General features: G+C 65.8%; 17 protein-coding genes. 5 read left to right on the top strand and 12 right to left on the bottom strand.

Translation table 11 applies throughout. The features are described from left to right. Nucleotides 1-25 precede the first annotated feature (25 nt). The 10 genes from ACFPB1_RS21415 to nirB all read right to left on the bottom strand — a co-directional run bounded on the left by ACFPB1_RS21415 (nucleotide 26) and on the right by nirB (nucleotide 13,846). Nucleotides 26-2,011, bottom strand: a complete 1,986-nt coding sequence (locus ACFPB1_RS21415; RefSeq protein ID WP_379228142.1) for an FAD-dependent oxidoreductase — start codon at nucleotides 2,009-2,011, stop codon at nucleotides 26-28. Between the two features lie 7 nt (nucleotides 2,012-2,018). Continuing rightward, nucleotides 2,019-3,152 (bottom strand): acyl-CoA dehydrogenase family protein, encoded by a 1,134-nt coding sequence (locus ACFPB1_RS21410; protein WP_379228141.1) that lies wholly within the window; start codon nucleotides 3,150-3,152, stop codon nucleotides 2,019-2,021. Between the two features lie 79 nt (nucleotides 3,153-3,231). Continuing rightward, nucleotides 3,232-4,842, bottom strand: coding sequence for an AMP-binding protein (locus ACFPB1_RS21405; protein ID WP_379228140.1), 1,611 nt, complete (start codon nucleotides 4,840-4,842; stop codon nucleotides 3,232-3,234). Between the two features lie 143 nt (nucleotides 4,843-4,985). Next, on the bottom strand, nucleotides 4,986-6,293 hold the full coding sequence (aroA, locus tag ACFPB1_RS21400) for a 3-phosphoshikimate 1-carboxyvinyltransferase (protein WP_379228139.1): 1,308 nt from the start codon (nucleotides 6,291-6,293) through the stop codon (nucleotides 4,986-4,988). Between the two features lie 242 nt (nucleotides 6,294-6,535). Further along, nucleotides 6,536-7,312 (bottom strand): GTP cyclohydrolase II, encoded by a 777-nt coding sequence (locus tag ACFPB1_RS21395; RefSeq protein ID WP_379228138.1) that lies wholly within the window; start codon nucleotides 7,310-7,312, stop codon nucleotides 6,536-6,538. Nucleotides 7,313-7,471: 159 nt separating this feature from the next. Beyond that, nucleotides 7,472-8,749 carry a beta-N-acetylhexosaminidase gene (gene nagZ / locus ACFPB1_RS21390; protein ID WP_379228137.1) on the bottom strand — a complete coding sequence of 426 codons (1,278 nt, stop codon included), beginning with the start codon at nucleotides 8,747-8,749 and terminating at the stop codon, nucleotides 7,472-7,474. Between the two features lie 230 nt (nucleotides 8,750-8,979). Further along, the gene (locus ACFPB1_RS21385; RefSeq protein ID WP_379228135.1) at nucleotides 8,980-9,804 is read right to left on the bottom strand and encodes an alpha/beta hydrolase family protein; all 825 of its coding nucleotides are present in this window, start codon (nucleotides 9,802-9,804) and stop codon (nucleotides 8,980-8,982) included. A 166-nt stretch (nucleotides 9,805-9,970) separates the two neighbouring features. Further along, nucleotides 9,971-10,795, bottom strand: coding sequence for a uroporphyrinogen-III synthase (locus ACFPB1_RS21380; protein WP_379228133.1), 825 nt, complete (start codon nucleotides 10,793-10,795; stop codon nucleotides 9,971-9,973). Between the two features lie 100 nt (nucleotides 10,796-10,895). Next, nucleotides 10,896-11,231, bottom strand: a complete 336-nt coding sequence (nirD, locus tag ACFPB1_RS21375; protein WP_379228132.1) for a nitrite reductase small subunit NirD — start codon at nucleotides 11,229-11,231, stop codon at nucleotides 10,896-10,898. A gap of 167 nt (nucleotides 11,232-11,398) precedes the next feature. Further along, nucleotides 11,399-13,846, bottom strand: coding sequence for a nitrite reductase large subunit NirB (gene nirB / locus ACFPB1_RS21370; RefSeq protein ID WP_379228131.1), 2,448 nt, complete (start codon nucleotides 13,844-13,846; stop codon nucleotides 11,399-11,401). 352 nt (nucleotides 13,847-14,198) lie between these two features. Between nirB and ACFPB1_RS21365 the strand changes: the two genes are divergently transcribed. Further along, nucleotides 14,199-14,753, top strand: coding sequence for an ANTAR domain-containing response regulator (locus ACFPB1_RS21365; protein ID WP_379228130.1), 555 nt, complete (start codon nucleotides 14,199-14,201; stop codon nucleotides 14,751-14,753). A gap of 273 nt (nucleotides 14,754-15,026) precedes the next feature. Further along, nucleotides 15,027-16,265, top strand: a complete 1,239-nt coding sequence (locus tag ACFPB1_RS21360) for a nitrate/nitrite transporter (protein ID WP_379228169.1) — start codon at nucleotides 15,027-15,029, stop codon at nucleotides 16,263-16,265. A gap of 99 nt (nucleotides 16,266-16,364) precedes the next feature. On the opposite strand, the gene mobA is transcribed toward ACFPB1_RS21360, so the two are convergent. Next, nucleotides 16,365-17,048: a molybdenum cofactor guanylyltransferase gene (mobA, locus tag ACFPB1_RS21355; protein ID WP_379228128.1), complete on the bottom strand. Its 684-nt coding sequence runs from the start codon at nucleotides 17,046-17,048 to the stop codon at nucleotides 16,365-16,367. Nucleotides 17,049-17,368: 320 nt separating this feature from the next. Beyond that, nucleotides 17,369-19,027: a glutamine--tRNA ligase/YqeY domain fusion protein gene (locus ACFPB1_RS21350; protein WP_379228127.1), complete on the bottom strand. Its 1,659-nt coding sequence runs from the start codon at nucleotides 19,025-19,027 to the stop codon at nucleotides 17,369-17,371. 224 nt (nucleotides 19,028-19,251) lie between these two features. On the opposite strand from ACFPB1_RS21350, the gene ACFPB1_RS21345 reads away from it, so the two are divergent. Genes ACFPB1_RS21345 through ACFPB1_RS21335 form a run of 3 tightly spaced genes read left to right on the top strand, consistent with a single transcriptional unit; the run spans nucleotide 19,252 to nucleotide 23,479 of the window. Next, nucleotides 19,252-19,776, top strand: a complete 525-nt coding sequence (locus tag ACFPB1_RS21345) for a MarR family winged helix-turn-helix transcriptional regulator (RefSeq protein WP_379228126.1) — start codon at nucleotides 19,252-19,254, stop codon at nucleotides 19,774-19,776. Nucleotides 19,777-19,781: 5 nt separating this feature from the next. Next, a complete protein-coding gene (locus tag ACFPB1_RS21340) occupies nucleotides 19,782-21,512 on the top strand; it encodes an ABC transporter ATP-binding protein (RefSeq protein WP_379228125.1) in 1,731 nt (576 codons plus the stop codon). Then, nucleotides 21,509-23,479 (top strand): ABC transporter ATP-binding protein, encoded by a 1,971-nt coding sequence (locus ACFPB1_RS21335; RefSeq protein ID WP_379228124.1) that lies wholly within the window; start codon nucleotides 21,509-21,511, stop codon nucleotides 23,477-23,479. The genes ACFPB1_RS21340 and ACFPB1_RS21335 overlap by 4 nt, the downstream gene beginning before the upstream one ends. Nucleotides 23,480-23,743: the final 264 nt, after the last annotated feature.

Genomic DNA, 23,743 nt, shown 5'->3' with positions numbered 1-23,743 from the left:
CTCTTGTCCGTGAAGCCTGTCAGCCTTATAACGTCATGGCGGCCTCGTACGCCTGCCGGATCGCGCGCGCCGCGTTCAGCTCCGCCGCGTCGCTGGCGCCGCCGACCACGTCCGGCTGCCGGCCGCCCTCCCGCAGCAGGTCCATCCACTCCGTCCGCGGCCGCTGGCCCGTGCACAGCACGACCTGATCCGCCTCCAGGAAACGTGCCTCCGCGTCGTTCTCCACCCAGACGCCGCCGGGAACGACGGCGCGGCAGCGGTAGCCCTTCAGCACATCGACGCCCCGGCGCTTCAGCTCGTCGAGCAGCACCCAGCGCGTCGTCACCCCGACGCCCTTGGCGACCTTCTCCGAACGCGACACGAGCGTAATCCGGACCGGCGCCGCATGAGCCGGCGCGGCCGCGTACCCACGCTCCGCGAAGAACGCGTGCACGTCCGGCCGGAGCGCCGCCGTCTCGGCGATGTAGTGGGCGACGTCGCTGCCGATGCCGCCGCCGCCGACGACGACGATGCGCCGCCCGAGCGGCCGCCCGCCGGCCAGCAGCTCCGCGTACGTGCACACCATCGGCAGGTCCGCGCCCGCCAGCGTCTCCGGCACGTATGGCTGCACGCCCGTGGCGACGACCACCCGGTCGAACGCCCGCAGCTCGTCCGCGGATGGCGACGCGTTCGTGCGCACGTCGACGCCGAGCCGGTCGAGCGCCACCGTATAATAGCGCAGCGTCTCGCGGAACACGGCCTTGCCGGGAATCCGCGAGGCGAGCAGAAATTGCCCGCCGAGCCGGTCGCGCGCCTCGAACAGCGTGACGGCATGCCCCCGCTCCGCGGCCGTCTTGGCCGCCTGCAGCCCCGCGACCCCGCCGCCGACGACGGCGACCGTCAGCGGCGCGGCCGCGCGGACGAACGGCTCCGCCTCCCGGCCGGCCCGCGGATTCACCAGGCAGCCGACCGTCTGGCGCGCGAACGCCCGGTCGAGGCACGCCTGGTTGCAGGCCAGGCAGACGTTCAGCCCGTCGCGGTCGGCCTGCATGATCTTCCGCGCGAACGCAGGGTCGGCGAGCCAAGGCCGGGCCGGCGCGACGAAATCCATGTCGCCCCGGGCGAGCGCCTGCTCGGCCGCCTCCGGCGTATGGAGGCGGTTCGCCCCGATGACCGGGATGCCGACCGCCGCGCGAACGGCGCCGACGACGTGGGCGAACGCCCCCGGAGGCACGGTCGCCCCGACGGTCGGCAGCCGCGATTCATGCCAGCCGATGCCGACGTTGAGCGCGTCCGCCCCGGCGCGCTCGAGCGCCCGGGCGAGCGCGAGCGTCTCGGCCGGCGTCGTGCTGCCGTCCATGCAGTCGTCGCCGGACATGCGGAAGATGACGGGGAATTCCCGCCCAACCCGCTCCCGGATGCGCGCGACGGCCTCGGCGCTCATCCGGATGCGCCCCTCGAGCGTGCCGCCGTACGCGTCGGTCCGCGCGTTCGTGAGCGGGGACATGAATTCGTTCAGCAGGTAGCCTTCGGAGCCCATGATCTCGACCGCGTGGAACCCCGCTTCCCGCGCGAACCGCGCGCCCTCGGCGAACGCGTCCAGCACGCGCGCGATGTCGGCGGGCGTCATGGCTTCCGGCGTCTCGCGCGTCAGCCGCGATGCGATCGCGCTCGGCGCCTGCGGCGCGAGCCCGGTCTCTTCGGAGCGGGCGTACCGGCCCGTGTGCGTCAGCTGCAGGGCGAGCTTGCCGCCCGCCGCGCGGATCCGGCCTGCCAGCTCGCGCAGCTGCTCGCGGTGGTCCGGCGCGGTCAGGTCGTACATGCCGTGCCCCCCGCCTTCCGGCAGGACGGCCGCATGGCCCGTCATGATGAGCGCCGCGCCGCCGCGCACCCGCTCCTCGTAGAACGCCGCGAGCTGGCCGAGCTGCGAGCGGTCTCCTTCGATGCCGAGGTGCATCGCCCCCATCAGCATCCGGTGGTCGAGCGCGAGCGTGCCGATCCGGCCCGGCCGGAGCAAGAGCTTTGGTATCATCGCGCCATCACCTTTCCGCCAAAATATGCTTGGCAATGACCGCCTTCTGAATCTCCGCCGTGCCTTCCTCGAACTTCTGCGCCCGCGCGTCGCGGTAGATGCGCTCGATCTCGTAGCCTTTGAAATACCCGATGCCGCCCCAGATCTGCTGGGCCTTGTCCGTTACCCGCTGCAGCATCTCGAGCGCGTACAGCTTCGCCATCGAGGCGGGCGGCGGCGTGAGCGCGCCGGCGTCCTTCAGCCGGCCCGCGTGCATGACGAGCTGCCGGGCGGCCTCGATGTCCGTCGCCATCTCGGCGATCCACGTCTGCACGACCTGCCGCTGGCTGAGCGGCTTGCCGAACGTCACCCGCTCATTGCTCCGCATGACGGCCAGGTCGAACGCCCGCTGCGCCAGCCCTACGCACGTCATGCCGACGCACACCCGGCTCGGGTCGAGGAAGCCGTTCAGCGCGCCCGCGAGCCCTTGGCCGATATCGCCGAGCAGATTGGCCGCGGGCACGCGCGCGTCCTTCAATACGATATGCGCGTGGCCGGTGCCCGTCAGCCCGAGCGTCGGCGGCATGAGCCTGATTTCGACGCCGGGGGCCGTGCGCGGCACGAGCAGCGCCATCGTCCCGTCGTAGCCGCGGGTCCCTTCCATCCGGCAATAAAGCATGAGATAGTCCGCGGTGTCGCCGAACGTGATGAGCCACTTCTCCCCGTTCAGGACGTATTCGCCGCCTTCCAGGCGCGCGGACGTCTCGATATCCGCCCCGGAGCCTGCGTTCGGCTCCGTCAGCGTGAACGCGACGCTGATCTCGCCGCGCACGAGCGGCTTCACGAACCGTTCGCGCTGCGCCTCGGTCGCGAGAAAATCGATCGGCCGCCACACGCCGTTAATGACGTGCACGATCATCCGGATCGAGCCGTGCGACTGCGAGAACAGCTCCAGCAGCTGCAAATACTGCGTGAAGCTCAAGCCCCGGCCGCCGTACGCTTCGGGCGCCGCCAGGCGCAAATAGCCGCGCTCGCGCAGCTCCGCCCACACATCCGGGCCGCATTCCCCGGTCTCCTCGATCCGCTCCGACAGCTCCCGCAGCCGGCCGTGCACGTAACGCTCCACTTCGTCCTTCAAACTAAGAAACGCCGTCTCTTCCATATGTCCCTACCTCTCCAACGTTAATTCGGCCCCGCGATGCGCGCAAAGCCGGCGCGAGCGGCCGGACGCGCGGGCGGGTTCATTCCGCCCGGCTCGTCCACTGCAGCTCGGCGCCCAGCTTGTCCGCGATCGCTTGCCGCAGCATATATTTCTGGATCTTGCCCGTCGTCGTGCGCGGCATGTCGCCGATGACCTCGAGCCGCTCCGGCCAGTAGATCTTGGCGACGCCCTGCGACTTGAGATACGCCGTCAGCTCGTCCAGCCGGATCGTATCCTCGGCGCTGCGCAGCGACACGTACGCGCAGATCCGTTCGTTGAGCCGCTCGTCCGGCATGCCGACGATCGCGACGTCCCGCAGCCGGTCCATCTGGTACAGCACGTTCTCGACCTCTGCGACCGGCACCTTCATGCCGCCGCGGTTAATAATGTCCTTCACCCGGCCCGTCAGCCGGAGGTTGCCCTCTTCGTCGATGACCGCCAGGTCGCCGGTATTGAAGTAGCCGTCCGAATCCACCGCCGCTTCATACCATTCCGGATGGTCGAGGTACGCGGTGAACATGGCGGGCGTCCTGACTTTGAACAGCCCTTCCTTGCCCGGCGGCAGCGTCCGCCCCTCCTCGTCGGTCACCTTCATGTCGCGGCCCGCGATGGCTCGTCCGTCCGTATTCCAGGACGCCTCGCCGTACGCCTGCACGCTGCCGACGCTGATCATGCATGACTCGGTCGAGCCCCAGCCGCCGACGACCTTGCAGCTCAGCTTGTCCGCCGCTTCTTGCGCCAGCTTGCGCGGCACCGGCGCGCCCGTGGCGACGAACGCGGCCAGTCCTTTCGGCGGGTCGCTCTCGCGCGTCAGATCGGCCAGGAACGGCATCGCCGCCTGCACGAACGTCGCGCCGTGCTCTTCGATGGCGGCGCGGGCCGTCTCCATCTGCCAGACCGACTGACAGATCTGGGTCGCTCCGAGATAGAGCGCGAGCGACATGCCGTACAGGAAGCCGGTCTGATGGGCCATCGGCGACGGAATCCAGATCCGGTCATCCGCGGTCAGCCCGAGCGTCTCCACGTGCGCGGCTACGCCGTGGCCGAGCGTCCCGTGCTTATGCACGACGCCCTTCGGCTCGCCCGTCGTGCCCGACGTGAAGAGCAGCTGCGAAGCCGCGTCCGCGCCCGGCCGCCGCCGCGCGAGCCGCGCGCGGTCCGGCGCCTGGGCGGCTAGGCCGCCGAGGCTTGTCTTCCGGCGGGAAGGACTGCCCGGCTTGACCGTGATCAGCGACCGCATGCCCGGCAGCTCGCCGAGGATGCGCGCGATCAGCTCGCCGTAGCGGAAGCCCTTATGCTCCTCCGCGATGATCAGCACCTTGCTCTGCGACTTGCGCATGATGAACGGGATTTCCCGCTCCCGCAGCGCCGGCAGCATCGGGCAGGCGACCGCTCCCGCCTTCCAGATCGCGAGCGTCAGGACGACGAATTCCCACCCGTTCGGCAGCAGGTAGGCGACGTTCTCGCCCGCCTCCACCCCGAGCTCGATCAGCCCTTGCGCGGCGCGGTCGCTCAGCTCATTCAGCTCGCCGAAGGTCAGCGCGGCCGGACGGCCGCCGTTCAAGTCGACGACCGCGGTCTTCCGGGCATCCGCCCGCTCCAGCCGGTTCAGAAACAAATAGTCGTGGTCCAGCCTGTTATCCGTCTTCATCCCGATTCGAACTCCTCTGCTTGTGCTTGAAGTGGCGCCAGTGCGCCGCTCCGGCCTTCCGCGGCGATACGCCGGGAACGCGCCGGAGCCGCCTGGCGCTTGGATTGCCTAGATAGAGTTGCTCCTGATGGCGCCGATCCGCTTCAGCGGCTAAGCGCCGGCTCGCGGACGTTCACCCCGACCGCCTCCAAATGCCGGAAGAACTCGGGGTACGAGATCCGGTACGCGTTCGGGTACGTCAATGTGCTGACCCCGTCCTCCGACCGGAGAGCCGCGAGCGTGAACGCCATCTGGACGCGGTGGTCGTTGTACGTGGAGATCGCGGCGCCCCGCAGCCGTTCGACGCCTTCGATGACGAGGTCGTCCCCGATCTCCTCGATGCGCGCGCCCATCTTGTTCAGCTGCAGCATCGCCTTGACGCGGTTCGATTCCTTCATCCGGCCCGGGCCGATGTTGCGCAGCACCGTCTGGCCCCGCGACAGCGCCGCGACGACGGACAACACCGGAATCAGGTCCGGGATGTCCCGCATGTCGATCTCGAGGCCGCTCGTCGGCCGGATGCCGGCGTGGCGGATGCGCAGCCCCTCGCCGGCCGGATCGTACGCCAGCGGTATGCCCAGCTCCTCGACGATCTCGAGCACCCGGTTTTCCGGATGCGTGCCTTTGCCCGCGATGCCCTGCAGCGTCAGGTCCGCCGGGTAGAGCGCGGCGAGCGCGAGCAGAAACGCTGACGACGACAGATCCGGCTCGATCGCGATTTCCGTCGCCCGGTACGTCTGTCCCGCGGGTACCCGCCATTTCGCGCCGCTCGGATCCTCTTCGACGACGATGCCGAACTGCCGCATCATCTGAATCGTGAGCCGGACGTACGTCAGCTCGTTGACCGGCGGCAGCGCCTCGATCACCGTGTCCGCGGCGGCGAACGGCGCCACGATCAGCAGGCCGGAGATCCACTGGCTGAGCGTGCCCGCCACTTGGACGAGCCCGCCGCGCGGCCGTCCGGGCGCGATCGTGACCGGCATCTTGTGCCGGTCGGCCTGCCAGCCGATTCCGATGGCGCCGAGCGCCTCGAGCAGCGGGCCGATCGGCCGTTCCCGGAGCGCCTTATGCCCGTCGTATGTAGCCGGGCGGCCTTCGGACAGGCTGCCCAGCCCGAGCATGAATTGCAGCGTCGAGCCGGAGCTGCCGACCCGAATCCTGCCGCTGCGAGGCTTGTACGGCGCGCCCGTGACCCTGTAGCCGTCCTCGGCCGGTTTCACCGCGATGCCGAAATCCTGCAGCGAATGGAGCGTGTCCTTGATGTGCAGCGCGCCGGACTTGCCGCGGATGACCGTCTCTCCGTCCGCCAGGGAACCGAAGATGAGCGCGCGGTGCAAATGATACTTGGACGGAGGAACCCGGACGACGCCCTTCACGTCGCCCCGATGCGGGTAAACCATCGTTTTTGCCAATCGGCACACCACCCTATCCTATCGTTTCCGGTACCCCAGATTGGCCGGAATACTAATAGATACGACGATGCGCCGCCAAACATGATTGGTTTTTTGTAACGCGATGCTATCAGTCTTTCATCTTCGCCCGCCGGTTAAACGTTTCCCGCGCACAAAAAAGAGGAGCGGACAGCCTAAGCTGTCCACTCCTCGCGATCCCGCGCGCGCGCTCCGTCCGGCGCCGGAGCACTTCCCCCGCGGCCTTAGGGCCGGCGAACCGACTGTTCCTCGCCGAAATGGCCGGAGCGGTTCACCTTCGTTTGCAAATATTTTTGGTTGAATTCCGAGACGTCGCCCCACAGCGGCACCCGGCCTTCGACGTTCAGGCCGGACGTTTTGAGCGCCTCCAGCTTGCGCGGATTGTTCGTGATCAGCGTGACCGGCTTGCTGCGCAAATGCTTCAGCACGACCAGCGTATCGTCGTAGCTCCGTGAATCGTCCTTGAAGCCCAGCTCCAGGTTCGCGTCGACCGTGTCGTAGCCTTTCTCCTGCAGCAGGTACGCCATCGCCTTGCTGAACAGCCCGATGCCGCGCCCCTCGTGATTCGCCAGGTAGAACAACGCCCCGGCGCCGTGCGAAGCGATCATTTTCATGGATTGGTGCAGCTGGTAGCCGCAATCGCAGCGCTTGCTTCCGAAAATATCGCCCGTATGGCAGATGCTGTGCATCCGGATGAGCGCGTCCTCCGCGTTCGCGAAATCCCCGTGGACGAGCACGCTCGACTGCTGCTTCTCCGCCAGATTGGAGGCCGACAGCTGCTCGATGATGAATTCCGTCCGCTCCTTCTCCTTGCAGCCGCCTTCCGTGTGGACGAGATCCTTGCACGGCAGCCAGCAATACCATTGGAATACGACGGTTTCGCCGTCGAGATTGACGGGCAGCCGGATCGGCCCCACGAGAATGATCGTTCCGTTCTTGCCTTTGATCGTGTCGATGTTCTGATCGAGCAGCGACACGATGCTTTCATCGATGACTGGCATGATTGCCCCTCCTTGACCCTTGCGTCTTGCATCCCGGCTCCGGTCAGTATACTGTAGGTTCCCCCGGATTTGCAAAAAATAAGCCGTTCCCGCAGGCGGCCACGGGGACCGCTAGGGATCGGCTTCGCGCGGCCCTGACGCGGGCGCGGGGCGGTCCGGTCAGTGCGCCGACACGGCCCGCTTGATGATGTCGTTCACGCCGCTCACGTCCGGCTTCGGAGGAATCGCCGCATCGCTCAGCTTGTAGCGCTGCTTGAGCGCCAGGATGCGCGTCACGCTTTCGTCGATGCGCTGCTGCGTAATCGAGCCCTCCCGCACGGCCTGCTTCAGCGCGGCGATCACCGTCTTGGCATCCTCGTACCCATGCGCGAGCAGGATGATGTCGCTGCCGGCCTTCACCGACGTCACGGCGGCTTCGGCCAGGCCGTAATGCTCGGAGATCGCGCCCATCGTCATGTCGTCGGTGATGACGACGCCCTGGAACCCGAGCTCGCTGCGCAGTTCGTCCGTGATGATCGTCTTCGACAGGGACGCCGGATGCGACGGGTCGATCTTCGGGAACAGAATATGCGCCACCATCACCATGTCGGCCCCGTCCTCCACGGCCGCCTGGAACGGCACCCATTCGAACGCCTTCAGCTGCGCCAGCGTTTTGTTCACGACGGGCAGCTCCAGATGGGAATCCACCGAGGTATCCCCGTGGCCCGGAAAATGCTTCACGACCGGCACGACGCCCTGCCCGCGGATGCTCTCCAGGGCAGCGAGGCCCATATCGGTCACGCGCTTCGGCGTCGTGCCGAAGGAACGGTCGCCGATGACGGGGTTGTCTGGGTTGCTGTTGATATCGAGCACCGGGGCGAAATCGACGTTGAAGCCCATCAGCTTGCTCGCTTCGCCGAGCGCGGCGCCGATCTGCTGCGCGTACGCCGTATCGCCCGTATCGCCGATGGTCCGGGCGGGCGGGATGTTCCGAAGGCCGGGCAGCCGGCTGACGCGTCCGCCCTCTTGGTCTACCGAGATGAAGAGCGGCGCGGGATTGGCCTTGTTCCACGCCTTCAGCTGATTGACGTATGCGGCCACGCCCGCGGGGGTCGTGACGTTGTTCTTATAGAAAATGAAGCCGCCTACATGCTGCTCCTGGATCATGAGCTTCGTCCGCTCGCTCGGCGCCGTGCCGTCGAGGCCGGCGATAAGCATCTCGCCGAGCTTCTCGTCCAGCGTCATCTTCGCCACCCGCTGCGCGAGCAGCTCTTCGGCCGTCGGCTGCGAGGGCGGCTGCGCCCCGTTATGGCCCGTGCCTGCGCTCCCGCCGTTGCCTGATGCTGGGCCGTTCCCCGGATTCGTCTCGCCCGCCGTACCGCCGCTGCCGCCGGAGGTGCCGCAGCCCCCCGCAAGGACGACCGACAACGCCAGCGCAGCCAGCATAAGCTTTCTCATTTCAACCACCACTCGTTTCGTCGTAGTTAGGTATAGTGTTACCCTAACCGACGAATGCAGACGCCGGAATTGTTGCATCCGCGGCAAAAACGGCTCGATCGGAGTACGAAACGAGGATGCGATGGACGGCCGATTTCAAGCGGGATACGCGCATGCGGATCCACCCGGATACGCGAATAAGCCGCCTTCGACCATGCAGGTCCAAGACGGCCGATTGCCGGGAATCCCCGTCAGATCGTCCACAGGCTCCAATCGCTGCGGCGCTTGCCGACCGCGTCGATCCAGCGCAGCGAGATATCGAACAGCTCGTCGCGCGAGGCTTTGCTCGAGAAGGAATGATCCCCTTGCAAAATGACCTCTTTGTCGCAGTTGCCTTCCTTGCGGAGCCAGAACATTTTCTGATAGAGGAAGCAGTAGTCGACCGGGACGACCGTATCGGCCGTTCCGTGCACGATCAGCACGTCGCCGCCGAAGCCGCGCAGCTCCGTGAGAGGCTGGTATTGGGCCAGCGAATCCGCGAAGCGCTTCGTGAGCTCGTAGTGCATATAGTCGGTCTTGCCGGCATTCTCGATCTCCTCGATCGCCTTGGTTCCGATGATATTGCGAATATCCATGAACGGATGCGCGACCGGCGCCCACAGCACGAGCGACTTTACCCGCGAATCCCGCGCCGCCGTCAGCACCGCGACCGCGCCGCCCAGGCTGTGGCCGAGCAGGCTCACCCGCTCCGAATCCACCAGGTCGAGGCACGACGCATAGTCGATGACCGTGCGGGTCTGCTCGATGAGCACGTCCAGCCCGCCGCCGCCGTAGTCGCCGCCGCTCTCTCCGCAGCCACCATAATCGAAGCGGAGCACGAGATAGCCGCTGCGCGTCAGCCGATCCGCCGCTTCCACGAACAGCCGGTCCGTGCCCATCCGGTTGCCGATGAAGCCGTGGCAGATGATGACCAGCGGATATTTGTTCCCGCACTTCGCGCCCTCCGGCACGACGGGATATTGAAGCACGCCGGACAGCTCGAGCTCGCCGCTCCGGATCGTTATGGGATGATTCATCTCGGCACCACCTTATTCCAATAATTCCTACCAACTTTGTTGGAATTAGAATAACACGGAACAAGGCTGCCCGTCAATTCCCTTTTGTGTCGCGGCCTATGGCCGCCGGCGAGCGGCCGAGAGCCGGCCGTTTGCTTGCCTGCGCCGGCTCTCTTCGCGCGGCTCCTTACGCCACGTGATGGCCGCCCGCGGCGCCGAAATACTTCCCAAGCGCCACGATCAGACTGCCCATCCGCTCCTCCTCGGGATACAGCACCCGCTCCACGCCTTCCTCGCGCAGCGCTTCGGCCGACACCTTGCCGACGGACGCCGCCAGCACGTCCCCGGCGAACGCCTCGCGCACTGCGTCCAGCACGCCCAGCTCGGCGGCAAGGCCCATCACGCAGCGGACCTGCGCCGTGCTCGTGAAGGCGACGGCGTCCACGCGCCGGCCGGCGATCTCGCCCAGCAGCTGCCGGAGCACGCCGCCTTCCGGCGGCAGATGGCGGTACGGCAGCAGCTCCTCGCAGACGGCGCCGCGGGCGGCAAGCTCGCCCGTGAGCCGCGGCGCGGGGTCGCCGTACAGCTGCAGCGCGATCCGCGCGCCGGCGAGACTGCGCTGCCCCATCGCGCGCAGCAGCCCCGCCGTCGTGCCGTCGTCGTCGCGCACGTCCGGTGCCAGGCCGTATTTGCGCAGCGCGTTCACGGTCTTATAGCCGCGCGCCGCGATGCGCATCCGCCCGAGCGCCGCGAGAAACGGCATGAGAAGCCCGAGCCGGTCCGCCGCCTCCAGTAGCGCCTCGGTCCCCGTGCCGGTCGTGAGCACCAGCCAATCGGCCGGACGGGCGATCAGCCCGCGCAGCTGCTCTTCGATTCCGGCGTCGTCGAGGAACACGTCGCCCTGCGCCGGACGGAGCACCATCGTCCCGCCGAATTTGGCTACCATCCTCTCGAACTCCTCCGCCTTGCGCGCGCCCGTCACCGCTATCGTCTTCCCTTCCAGTCTCGCCATTTCCGCCGCCTCCCGTCTTGGTTCGATCCGCCGTCATCTGATTGCGCGGACGTGGAGACCGCTCGCGCGCGCCTCCGACGCCTCGCCCGCCTGCCGCGGCCTAGGACACCTTCGCTTCCGCTTCTTCCTTCAGAAACAACACGACGTTGCCGTCCTCGTCCACCTCGACCCGGTACGCCGTCACGCAGCCTTCGTCGGGCGCCTGCACGAGCCCGTCGCGCAGGTCGATCTTCCAATCATGCAGCGGGCAGTAGACGTGATGGTCGCAGACGATGCCCTCGGAGAGTTGTCCGCCCTTATGCGGACAGCGGTTCTCCACCGCCCGGACCGTGCCGTCGGACAGCTTGAACAGCGCCAGCTCGAAGCCTTCCATCCGGAAAATGCGTCCCGTCAGCGCGGGAAACTCGTCAATATGGCCCACAATTATTTCGCTCATCGCGTCTCCGCTCCTTTTCGCGGCTGCCGCCGGGGCGGCAGCGCTTCTCTGTATCGTCCGTCCGGTTGCCGTCATCGCCAAGTTGCTTCATCGCCGGCTATCGTCGGCCGCGCCGTGGCCACGCCGCAACCGTGCCGCATCAGCACGCTTTGCGGTCCGTAGCCCCGTCACTTCGCGTCCGCCGCACCGGACGCGCCCGCCGGAGCCGTCAGCGCCTCGAATGCGCTGTGCAGGTCGGCGTTCTCGATGATCTCCTTCCACGGATCCCGCGTCAGCCCCAGCGTCGTGTCGATGCGGGCGTTCAGCGCGTCGCGGTCTTCCTTGTTCGCGAGCGCCGCCTTGATCGTATCGAGTCCGACGCGCTGGCACCACTCGCTCGTGCGCTCCAAGTAATTCGCCGTTTCGCGGTAGTACTGGAGATAGGCACCGGTCCACTCCAGCACCTCTTCCTCGGTCTTCACCTTCGTCAGCAGGTCCGCCGCCCGGACCCGGGTGCCGCCGTTGCCCGCGACGTGCAGCTCCCAGCCGCCGTCGATCGCGACGACGCCGAGGTCCTTGATCGTCGCCTCCGCGCAGTTGCGCGGGCAGCCCGATACGGCGAGCTTCACTTTATGCGGCGTATTGAGCCGCTCGAATTTTTTCTCCAGGTCGACACCCATCTTGATCGCGTCCTGGGTGCCGAAGCGGCAGAAGGTATTGCCGACGCACGTCTTGACCGTGCGAAGCGATTTGCCGTACGCGTACCCCGACGGCATGTCGAGGTCCTTCCACATACCCGGCAGGTCTTCCTTCTTCACGCCGAGCAGGTCGATCCGCTGGCCGCCGGTAATCTTAACGAGCGGGACATGGTATTTCTCCGCGACCGTCGCGATCCGCTTCAAGTCCTCCGGCGTCGTCACGCCGCCGTAAATCCGCGGGACAACGGAGAACGTGCCGTCCTTCTGAATGTTGGCGTGGCTGCGCTCGTTGACGAAGCGGGACTCCTGTTCGTCTTCGTGCTCCTCGGGGAACGCCATTCCGATATAATAGTTGAGCGCCGGCCGGCACTTGGAGCAGCCCTCAGGATTGCTCCACTCCAGCACATGCATCGCTTCCTTCGTCGTCGTGAGGCGCATCTGCCGGATGGCGCCGACGACCTCGTCGCGCGTCAGCTTGGTGCAGCCGCAGATGCCCTCCTTGACCGCCGCCACCTTGTCGGCGCCGAGCGTCGACGTCAGGATCGCTTCCACGAGCGGCTTGCAGCCGCCGCAGCCGCCGGACGCCTTCGTGCACGCCTTCAGCTCAGGCACGCTGACGCAGCCCTTCTCCGTGATGGCTTCCACGAGCGTATCCTTCGTCACGCCGTTGCAGCCGCAGACAATCTCATCGCCGCTCATCGCCGCCGCGAGATCTTCCGTTCCCCCGGACTTGCCGCCTCCGCCGGACGGGCCGAACAGCAGCTCCCGTTCGAGGCCCGTGTAGTCCTTCCCGCTGCGAATTGCCGCGAACAGCTTCGAGCCGTCGCTCGTATCGCCAAACAGCACCGCGCCGACGACGCGGCCGTTCTCGAACACGACTTTCTTATAAATGCCGTCCAGGTCGTCCTGAACGCGAAGCGCCTTCGTGCCGGGGCCGTCGGTATACCGGCCCGCCGAGAAGACGTTCACGCCGGACACCTTCAGCTTCGTCGACGGCACCGAGCCCGCGTACCCCGCGGTTTCCGCGCCCGCGAGCCGCTTGGCCAGCACCGCCCCCTGCTCGTAAAGCGGCGCCACGAGGCCGTACGCCACGCCGCGGTGCTCCGCGCACTCGCCGACGGCGTAGACATGCGGGAGATTCGTCTCCATGTAGTCGTTCACCACGATGCCCGCGTTCACCAAGACGCCGCTGCGCGCCGCCAAGCCCGCGTTCGGCCGGATGCCGACCGCCATGACGATCAGATCGGCTTCCGCGTGCGTCCCGTCCGCGAACGTCAGGCCGGCAACGCGAGAATCGCCCGTAATGGCGGCGGACTGCTTATTCAGCAGAAATGTCATGCCCTGGCGTTCCAGCTCCGCCTGCAGCATGCGCGAGGCCGTCTCGTCGAGCTGCCGGTTCATGAGGAACGGGCTGTTATGCACGACGGCCGCCTCCATGCCGAGATGGAGCAGGCCGCGCGCCGCCTCGAGGCCGAGCAGGCCGCCGCCGATCACGATCGCCTTGCGGTATCGCTTCGCCGCCTCCATCATCGTCTCGCAGTCCTTGATGTCGCGGAATGCGATAACGCCTTCCTTGTCGGCGCCGGGCAGCGGCAGCATGAACGGCAGCGAGCCCGTCGCGAACACGAGCTCATCGTACGGCAGCACCGCGCCGCGGTCCGTCCGCACCTCGCGCTTCACGGCGTCCACCGCGACCGCTTCCTCTCCGGCATGCAGCGCGATGCCGTTATCGCGGTACCAGTCCCAGTCGTTCAGCACGATCTCGTTCAGACCGGCATCGCCGGCGAGGACGGACGAGAGCATAATGCGGTTATAGTTCGGATGCGGCTCCGCGCCGATAATCGAGATGTCGTACCGGCCCGGGTTCAGCTTCAGCAGCTGTTCGACGAACGAGACGCCCGCCATTCCGTTTCCGATCATGACCAACTTCTTCTTCATGGCGATCTCTCCTAAACGTAAAATGAGGGCGAAGCTTCGGTGACAACACGGATGAAACCATAAAAAGCCCATCCCCGCGTCAAAGAAAACAAGACGCTCGGGATAGGCTCCATTGCCGGATCGTAAGGGCACGCCGTTGTGCCGTCGGATCGAAGATCGTTGACCCGATTATAGATCGCATTAAGATATATGTCAACTATCTTGACACGAAAACCCTGCCCAATTCATAATACATAGAGGAAGCCTTTCCGGGGGCGCGCAATCCCGCCCGAATTCGTGTAATCAAACGTTACATTCATAATCAACATCCTGCCACGAGCGCTTAAGCCCCAGTTTAGCGAGGTGAAGATCCGTGAAGTCGATTCTGTTGCTTGAGAACGAAACGCCGCCCGCAGCCGCGGACAATCTGCGGCGCTGCTGCAAATCGCTGCACCGGGCGGCCAGCGAGGGCGAAGCCCGCGCCGCCGTCGGCGCCGCCGACGCGGTCGTGCTGCACGTCCCGGCCGCGGCGCTCGCCGGCTGGCAATCCGCCGTCGCCGGCATGCGCCGGCTGCCGACGCTGTGGCTCTGCCCGGACGGGGACGTCCCGCCGGACGTCGATTGGGGCTACACGCTCGACGGCATCCTGTTTGCTACCATGGGCGCCCGCGAGACGAAGATCGCGCTTCAATGGGGCGTCCGCACGTTCCAGCAGCGCAGGCGCTGGGCGGAAGAGCGCGAGCAGCTCCTGCAGCGGATCGAAGAGCGCAAGTGGATCGACCAGGCGAAGGCCGTGCTGTGCGAGGTCAAAGGGATTACGGAAGCGGAAGCGTACGACTTCCTCCGCAAGCAGGCGATGAACGAGCGCAAGCGGATCGGGGATATCTCGGCGTCGATCGTCAAGGTCTACCAGCTCATTCACGGGTAAACCGGGCGGCTGCGGCTCTCGTTATTTTTTCAAGTAATTTGTGTCAGGTATATTGACATTCGTTTTCGGCCGCCTCTATAATGCAAACAAGATCACAATGATGTGGATCACGAATGAACCGGCGCGCACACCGACGTGCAGCCGGGTGGCAATGAGGCCGCGTTGCAGTTCTTCGGACTGCGATGCGGCCTTTTATGGTTGTTCCGGGCAACGCGGGAATGATGAGATAGAGAGAGAAGCAACGCCAACCATGGAGAGGAGTTTTGCAGGATGATGGATCGCAAAAGTTTCTTGAAGAGCGGACACGGCCCTTCGCTGTTGAGCGCGTTTCTGTATTTCGATTTGAGCTTTATGGTCTGGTCGCTGCTCGGGCCGCTCGCCGTCGTCATTATGGGCGACTTCCCAATGGACGCCGCCCAGAAGGCCAATCTCGTCGCGCTGCCCGTCCTCGGCGGCTCGGTGCTGCGCCTCGTGCTCGGCTACCTTACGGACGTCATCGGGCCGAAGCGGACCGGCCAGCTCGGGCTGCTGCTGACGATGGTCCCGCTCGTCTGGGGCTGGAAGTTCGTCGATTCCTTGAACGAGCTGTACGGCGTCGCCCTCATGCTCGGCGTCGCCGGCGCTTCGTTCGCCGCCGCCCTGCCGCTCGCAAGCCGCTGGTACCCGCCGAAATACCAGGGCCTCGCGATGGGCATCGCCGGCGCCGGCAACAGCGGCACCGTGTTCTCGACGCTGTTCGCGAACCGGATCGCGCAGCATTTCGGCACGTGGCACGTCGTCTTCGGCCTCGCGCTGATCCCGATCGTCATCGTGTTCGTCGTCTTCACCCTCCTGGCGAAGGACAGCCCGAACCAGCCCGCGCCGCGCAAGCTGTCCGACTACGGCGCCGTGCTGCGGCAGCGCGACACGTGGCTGTTCTGCATTTTCTACGGCGTCACCTTCGGCGGCTTCGTCGGCATGTCCAATTACTTGACCATCTTCTTCAACACCCAGTACGGCCTGAGCCCCGTGCGGGCGGCCGACTTCACGACTCTGTGCGTCATTGCCGGCAGCTTCTTCCGCCCCGTCGGCGGCTGGCTGGCCGACCGGATCGGCGGCATCCGCATGCTGATGCTGCTTTACGGCGCCGCCGCGCTCATGATGGCGTGCATCTCGTCGCTGCCGGCGCTCCCTGTCATCCTGGTGCTGCTGTTCGTCGGCATGATGGCGCTCGGCATGGGCAACGGCTCCGTGTTCCAGCTCGTCCCGCTCCGCTTCCAGAACGAGATCGGCATCGTGACCGGCATCGTCGGCGCGGCCGGCGGACTCGGCGGCTACTTCCTGCCTAAGCTGCTCGGCAACCTGAAGCTGTCCACCGGCTCGTACGCGCCCGGCTTCCTGATCATCAGCGGCGTCGCGGCGCTGTGCGTCGCGCTCATCTTCCTGATCCAAGGCTCGTGGAAAAAATCATGGATCGGCAGCGGCGGCAAAGCCCGCGTCGACGCGAACGTGCCGGGCAGCGTCGCTTCGTAACGGCTTGAATGCCGCGCCTGAGCCTGCTCGACCCGGCCGGGATCGACAAAGCCCCTTAATCCGCGCGGATGCTTCCGCTTGCGGTCAAGGGGCTTTCGGTTATTCGCCGGCACGGACGTACCGTTCGTACGCGTCCGGCGTGTTGAGGTTCGCGAACGCGGCTTCCTCGTCCGCGTCCGGCGTCAGCTCGAGCGTCCGCAGCGCGCCGGCGAGCGCCATGACGCGCAGGTCCCCGCGCGCCAGCCGCGCCGCCAGCTCCGCGGCCGAGCTCGTATGGTACAGCGCGTGGAAGGGCTGCCCCGCCGCGCGGATCAGCTGCGGGCCGCCCACGGAAGCCGGCGCGGGGCCGCCGACGGCGCCGGCGGCGGGGACGGTGGCGGCCCATTCCGCCCTGCCCGGGCCCGCCGCCTCCGCGGCCCGGAGCAGCCGCGCCAGCAGCGGCGCCGATATTGCCGGCATGTCGCAGGCCGTCGCGAAGCCGTAGCCGGGCGCCGGCAGCGCGTCCAGCGCGGCATGCAGGCCGGCGAGCGGCCCGCCGTCCGGGAAGCGGTCGGCCGCGAAGCCGACCTCGACCGGCAATCCCGCGAGCAGCGGCCCGTACTCGTCCGCGCGCTCCGCCGGGCCGCAGGCGACGACGATGCGCTTCAAGCCGGCGGCGAGCATCGCCTCCGCGATATGCCGCAGCAGCGGCTTGCCGCCCACCGGCAGCAGCGCCTTGTTGCGTCCCATCCGCGAGCTCCGTCCGCCCGCGAGGATGATACCGGTCACTTCCTCCACTCTCATGCGCATGACGCCCCTTCCGCTTCGTTGTCGCTTAACGCGCGTTTTCTCCAGTATAGAGGGCGGCGAAAGGATTGTGAAGAAAGCCCGGAGCCGTCAACCCGTCTCACGGCGGCCAAGAACGGCACCTCGTACCGTACATGCGCTCCATTCCGCGATTTCCCGGCCAAGAACGGCACCTCGTACCGTACATGCCCCGACCTTGCGGCGGCCCCTCCGCCTCGCCCCGGCACCGCCCCCCAAACCAACCAAAAAGGACCGCCCCCACCCATGGGAACGGCCCTTCTCTGCCTGCCGGCACTCCGCCCGCCGGCCTCGCAGCGTCACGCTTTCGGGTCGAACGAGCTCTTCAGCGATACGATGCGGTTGAACACGATCCGCTCCGGCGTCGTATGCTTCGGGTCGACGTTGAAGTAGCCGTGGCGGAAGAACTGGAACTTGTCCTGCCCCTTGGCGTCCTTCATGTTCGGCTCGACGAAGCCCTGCAGCGTCGTGAGCGAGTTCGGGTTGACGCGATCGAGGAACTCTTTGTCCCCGTCAGCCTCGTCGTCGAGCAGCAGCGGTTCGAACAGGCGGAATTCCGCCGGCACGGCCTGCGACGCTTCCACCCAGTGGATCGTCCCCTTGACCTTGCGGCCGGTGAAGCCGGTGCCGCTCTTCGTCTCGGGATCGTACGTGCAGCGCAGCTCGGTCACGTTGCCGTCCGCGTCCTTGACGACGTCCTCGCATTTGATGAAATACGCGTTCTTCAGCCGGACCTCGTTGCCCGGGAACAGCCGGAAATACTTGCTCGGCGGGTTCTCCATGAAGTCGTCGCGTTCGATGTAGATTTCGCGCGAAAACGGGATTTGGCGGATGCCCATCGCTTCGTTCTCCGCGTTGTTTTCGGCGTCCAGCAGCTCTGTCTGCCCTTCCGGGTAATTCGTGATGACGACCTTCAGCGGGTCGAGCACGGCCATCGTGCGCGGCGCCTTCAGCTTGAGGTCCTCGCGGATGAAGAATTCCAGCATGCGCTCGTCGACGACGCTGTACGCGCGGGCGACGCCGATCTCGCGGCAGAACGCGCGCAGCGCTTCCGGCGTGAAGCCTTTGCGGCGCAGGCCGCTGATCGTCGGCATGCGGGGATCGTCCCAGCTTTCGACGACGCCTTGGTCCACGAGCATTTTCAAGTAGCGCTTGCTCATGATCGTGTTCGTCACGTTCAGGCGGGCGAATTCGTACTGGCGCGGCTTCGCCGACATCTCGCATTCTTCGATGACCCAGTCGTAGAGCGGCCGGTGGTCTTCGAATTCCAGCGTGCAGACGGAATGCGTCACGCCTTCGATCGCGTCGCTGATCGGGTGCGCGTAGTCGTACATCGGGTAAATCTTCCACGCGTCGCCCGTGCGGTGATGATGGGCGTGCGCGATGCGGTACAGCGCCGGGTCGCGCAGGTTGATGTTCGGCGACGCCATGTCGATCTTGGCGCGAAGCACGCGCTCGCCGTCCTTGAATTCGCCGGCGCGCATGCGGGCGAACAGGTCGAGGTTCTCCTCGACGCTCCGGTCGCGGTGCGGGCTGTTTTGGCCCGGCTGCGTCAGGGTACCGCGCATTTCGCGCATTTGCTCGGCGGTCAGATCGTCGACGTAGGCTTTGCCCTTCTTGATCAGCAGCACCGCGCGGTTGTACAGCTCCTCGAAATAATCCGAGGCGAAGCGCAGGTCGTCCCACTCGAAGCCGAGCCAGCGGACGTCCTCCTGGATCGCGTCCACGTATTCGGTATCTTCCTTCACGGGATTCGTATCGTCGAAGCGCAGGTTCGTCTTGCCCTTGAACTCGTCGGCCAGCTCGAAGTTGAGGCAGATCGATTTCGCGTGCCCGATGTGCAGGTAGCCGTTCGGCTCCGGCGGGAAGCGGGTGATGACCTCGCTCACCTTGCCGGACTGCAGGTCGTCGCCCACGATGTTCCTGATAAAATTAGAGGATGATGTCTTGTTCTCCATAACGACCAACCTTTCTCCACTCTAGCGGAAGCGCGCCGTTCGAAGCGCCAGCCTCGAACGGAAGCCGGTCCGCTCTTATCCTACTATTGTACACAAAACTAGACGTCTTTATAAATAGCAACTTGGCGCACTTTACCGGAAAAACGACTCTTGACTTTCGCTGTCCGCGCCATATACTTAGGTTAGCTAAATAAATTACTTTGCAAGCAAAGGAGTACCCGCTTATGCAGGATGACCGCGAACACCCTGGCCCTTCCGCGCACGAGCTCATCCGCGCCCTGCGTCAGCTGCGGCAGCTCCCGTGGAACGGCCGCAACCCGATCGAGAACTGCACCCCGAGCGAAACGATGACGTTATTCTGCATCCGCCGCGCCACGGCCAGCAATCCAGCCGGCGTCAAGGCGTCGGAGCTCAGCACGATGCTGAACGTGGCCTCCCCGACGATCACGCAGAGCGTCAACCTGCTCGCCGCCAAGGGGCTGCTCCAGCGCAGCGCCGATCCGCAGGACCGCCGCGCCGTCCGCATCACGCTGACGGAGGAAGGCATGCGCCTGACCGGACTCGCGCACGACGCGATGCAGGAGCGGATGACCCGGCTCGCCGCGCATCTCGGCTCGGACCGGGCGCATCAGCTGGTCGAGCTGCTGCGCGACGTCGCCGCGTTCTTCGGCGGCAATCCCGAACCGGCGGACGGCGGCCCGTGCAGGAACAGCTGGAATCCTCCCACTACGTCCAAAGAAGGTGAATGAATCCCATGGTCAAACTGCTTCGCATGCTGAAACCGTACCGGATGATCGTCTTTTTCGTGCTGCTGTTCGTGTTTCTCCAGTCGCTGTCCGACCTGTACCTGCCGACGCTGCTCGCCGACATCGTCGACAAGGGCGTCGTCAAGGGCGACAACCCGTATATCTGGAAAATCGGCGGCCTCATGCTCTTCATCGCGCTGCTCGGCGGCCTTTGCTCCATCGGCGCGAGCTTCCTGTCCGCGAAGTCGTCCAGCGCCTTCGGCCGCGACCTGCGCAGCCGCGTGTTCGCCCACGTGGAGAAGTATTCGCTCCAGGAATTCGATAAGATCGGCACCGCTTCGCTGATTACGCGGACGACGAACGACATCACGCAGGTGCAGCAGGTGCTCATGATGATGATGCGCGTCATGGTCGCGGCACCGATGATGTGCTTCGGCGGCATCATCATGGCGCTCTACAAGGACGCCCATCTGTCGCTCATCATCATCGCGATCGTGCCGATCCTCGCGCTGATCATCTTCGCCGTCGTCAGCCGCGGCGTGCCGCTGTTCAAGGTGATGCAGGTCAAGATCGACAAGCTGAACCTCGTGCTTCGCGAGAACTTGACCGGCATGCGCGTCATCCGTTCCTTCAACCGCACGAAGCATGAGCAAGCGCGCTTCAACGACGCGAACGCGGACCTGACGGACACCGCGATCAAGGTCAACCGCATCATGGCGTCGCTCATGCCGATCATGATGCTCGTGCTGAACTTCGCCAGCCTCTTCATCGTCTGGTTCGGCGGGCTTCGCATCGACGAGGGCCACATGGCGGTCGGCGACCTGATGGCCTTCATCCAATACGCGTGGCAGATCATGTTCGCCCTCATCTTCGCTTCGATGATGTTCGTCATGATCCCGCGCGCGTCGGCTTCGGCGGTGCGCATCAACGAAGTGCTCGGCACGGTGCCGGACATCCACGATCCGGCGCGCGGCGGCGCGAAGCGTCCGTCCGTCCGCGGCGAGCTGGCGTTCCATGACGTGTCGTTCCACTATCCGGGCGCCGAGATGCCGGCGCTGTCCGGCATCTCGTTCTCGGCCGGCCCCGGCGAAGTGACCGCCATCATCGGCGGCACCGGCTCCGGCAAGTCGACGCTGATCAACCTCATCCCGCGGTTCTACGACGTCACCGGCGGCAGCATCACGGTCGGCGGCGTGGACGTCCGCGAGCTGACGCAGGAAGAGCTGCGCGCGGGCATTGGCCTCGTGCCGCAGAAAGCCGTGCTGTTCACCGGCACGATCGCGGACAACATCCGCTTCGGCAAGACGGACGCCACGGACGAGGAAGTCCGCCATGCCGCCGTCGTGGCGCAGGCGTACGACTTCATCTCCGAGATGAAGGACGGCTTCGAATCCCCGATCGCGCAGGGCGGGACCAACGTGTCCGGCGGCCAGAAGCAGCGGCTGTCGATCGCGCGGGCGCTCGTCCGCAAGCCGTCCGTCTACCTGTTCGACGACAGCTTCTCGGCGCTCGACTTCAAGACCGACGCCAAGCTCCGCGCCGCGCTGCGCGAGGAGACGTCGGACGCCACTGTCCTCATCGTCGCGCAGCGCGTCAGCACCGTCATGGACGCCGACCGGATCATCGTGCTCGACGACGGCAAGGTGGCCGCGATCGGCACGCACCGCGAGCTGCTGCGCTCGTCGGCCGTCTACCGCGAAATCGTGACGTCACAGCTATCGGAGGAGGAGATCGCATGAGCGACCAACAACGCGGAACCGCGGGCGGCGGCCCGGGCGGACCCGGCAAACCCGGCCAGCGGCCCGGCGGACCCGGCCCCGGCTTCGGCTTCGGACCTGGACGCGGTCCGGGCGCCATGGGCATGCCCGTGCAGAAGGCGAAGGATTTCAAAGGCACGCTTCGCCGCCTGGTCGGCTACCTGCGCCCGTATCGCCTCTCGCTGCTTGTCGTCCTGCTGACAGCCGTGCTCAGCACGCTATTCTCCATCGTCGGCCCCAAAATCATGGGCAAGGCGACGACGAAGCTGTTCGAGGGCCTCATGGGCAAGATTCAGGGCACGCCTGGCGCGAAGATCGATTTTCACTACATTTGGCAAGTGCTCGCCGTGCTGGGCGTGCTCTACCTCATCAGCGCCCTGTTCGGCTTCATCCAGCAGTACGTCATGGCGGGCGTCGCGCAGAAGACCGTCTACGGCCTGCGCAAGGACGTCAACGAGAAGCTCGAGCGGCTGCCGCTCAAATACTTCGATTCCCGCACGCACGGGGAAATCCTGAGCCGCGCCGTCAACGACGTGGACAACATCAGCGGCACGCTGCAGCAGAGCTTGACGCAGTTCATCACCTCGTTCGTCACGCTGATCGGCGTCATCGTCATGATGCTCTCGATCAGCTGGATCATGACGCTCATCACGATCGTCACGCTGCCGCTCAGCTTCCTGGCGATCAAGATGATCGCGAAGCGGTCGCAGCTGTATTTCAAAGGCCAGCAGAAGGCACTCGGCGAGCTCAACGGCCACGTCGAGGAAATGTACACAGGCCACAACATCGTCAAGGCGTTCGGCCGCGAGAAGAGCTCCGTCGCGAAGTTCGACGAGGTCAACGGCCAGCTGTACGAATCCGGCTGGCGCGCGCAGTTCGTCTCCGGGATGATCATGCCGGTCATGGGCTTCATCGGCAACATCGGCTACGTCCTCGTCAGCGTGGCCGGCGGGATTCTCGTCCTGCACAGCCGGATCTCGATCGGCGACGTGCAGGCGTTCATCTCCTACTCCCGCCAGTTCGCGATGCCGATCACGCAGACGGCGCAAATCGCCAACGTCATCCAGTCGACGATCGCGTCTGCGGAGCGGATCTTCGAGCTGCTGGACGAGGAAGAAGAAGTGCCGGAAGCAGCGCAGCCGGCCGCCCTCGCGGCGGACGCGAAGGACGCTTCGCCGGGCAAGGCGGTCAAGGTGCGCGGCGACGTCAGCTTCAACCATGTGCAGTTCCGCTATAAGGACGACACGCCGCTGATCGAGGACATGAACATTCACGTCAAGTCCGGCCAAATGATCGCGATCGTCGGCCCGACCGGCGCCGGCAAAACGACCTTGATCAACCTCCTCATGCGCTTCTATGAGCTGAGCGGCGGCAGCATCACGATCGATGGCGAGGCGCTGACCGAGCTGAAGCGCGGCGACCTGCGCAGCCTGTTCGGCATGGTGCTGCAGGACACGTGGCTGTTCAACGGCACGATCCGCGACAACATCGCCTACGGCCGCATCGGCGCGACGGAGGAGGAGGTCGTGGCGGCTGCCCGCGCGGCTTACGCGGACCACTTCATCCGCACGCTGCCGGAGGGCTACGACACCGTCCTGAACGAGGAAGCGTCCAACATCTCGCAAGGGCAGAAGCAGCTGCTCACCATCGCCCGCGCGATCTTGGCGGATCCGGCGATCCTCATCCTCGACGAGGCGACGAGCAGCGTCGACACGCGGACCGAGATCCACATCCAGCGCGCCATGAGCGAGCTGATGCAGGGCCGCACGAGCTTCGTCATCGCGCACCGCCTCTCGACGATCCGCGACGCCGATCTGATTCTCGTCATGAACCACGGCACCGTCATCGAGCAGGGCACGCACGAGGAGCTGCTCGCGGCGGGCGGCTTCTACGCCGACCTGTACGAGAGCCAGTTCAGCACGCGGAAGCGGACGCAGGACGTGAGCTGACAAGGCGGGGGCTGCCACCCGGCAGGCGCGGCGGCAGCGCCGCGAGCCAGGCCGTCAGATCGGCGCCGGCACGGTCGCCGCGCGTGCCCGGGGCAGCGTGCTTCGCAACGCCGAAGCCTCCCCGTCTATTTTAAGACAATCGAGTAGGAGGAGGCGGCTAGCCTCCGTCCTCTCACACCACCGTACATGCGGGTCCGCATACGGCGGTTCCAAAGGGTTAACAAAGCTCCAAATAACGTGAAAGCATACTCTTGAGCCCTTTCG

It is taken from the genome of Paenibacillus sp. GCM10023250 (genome assembly GCF_042653205.1).
Taxonomy (GTDB): Bacteria; Bacillota; Bacilli; order Paenibacillales; family Paenibacillaceae; genus Paenibacillus_Z.
This window is presented reverse-complemented; position numbering and strand designations above follow the sequence as displayed.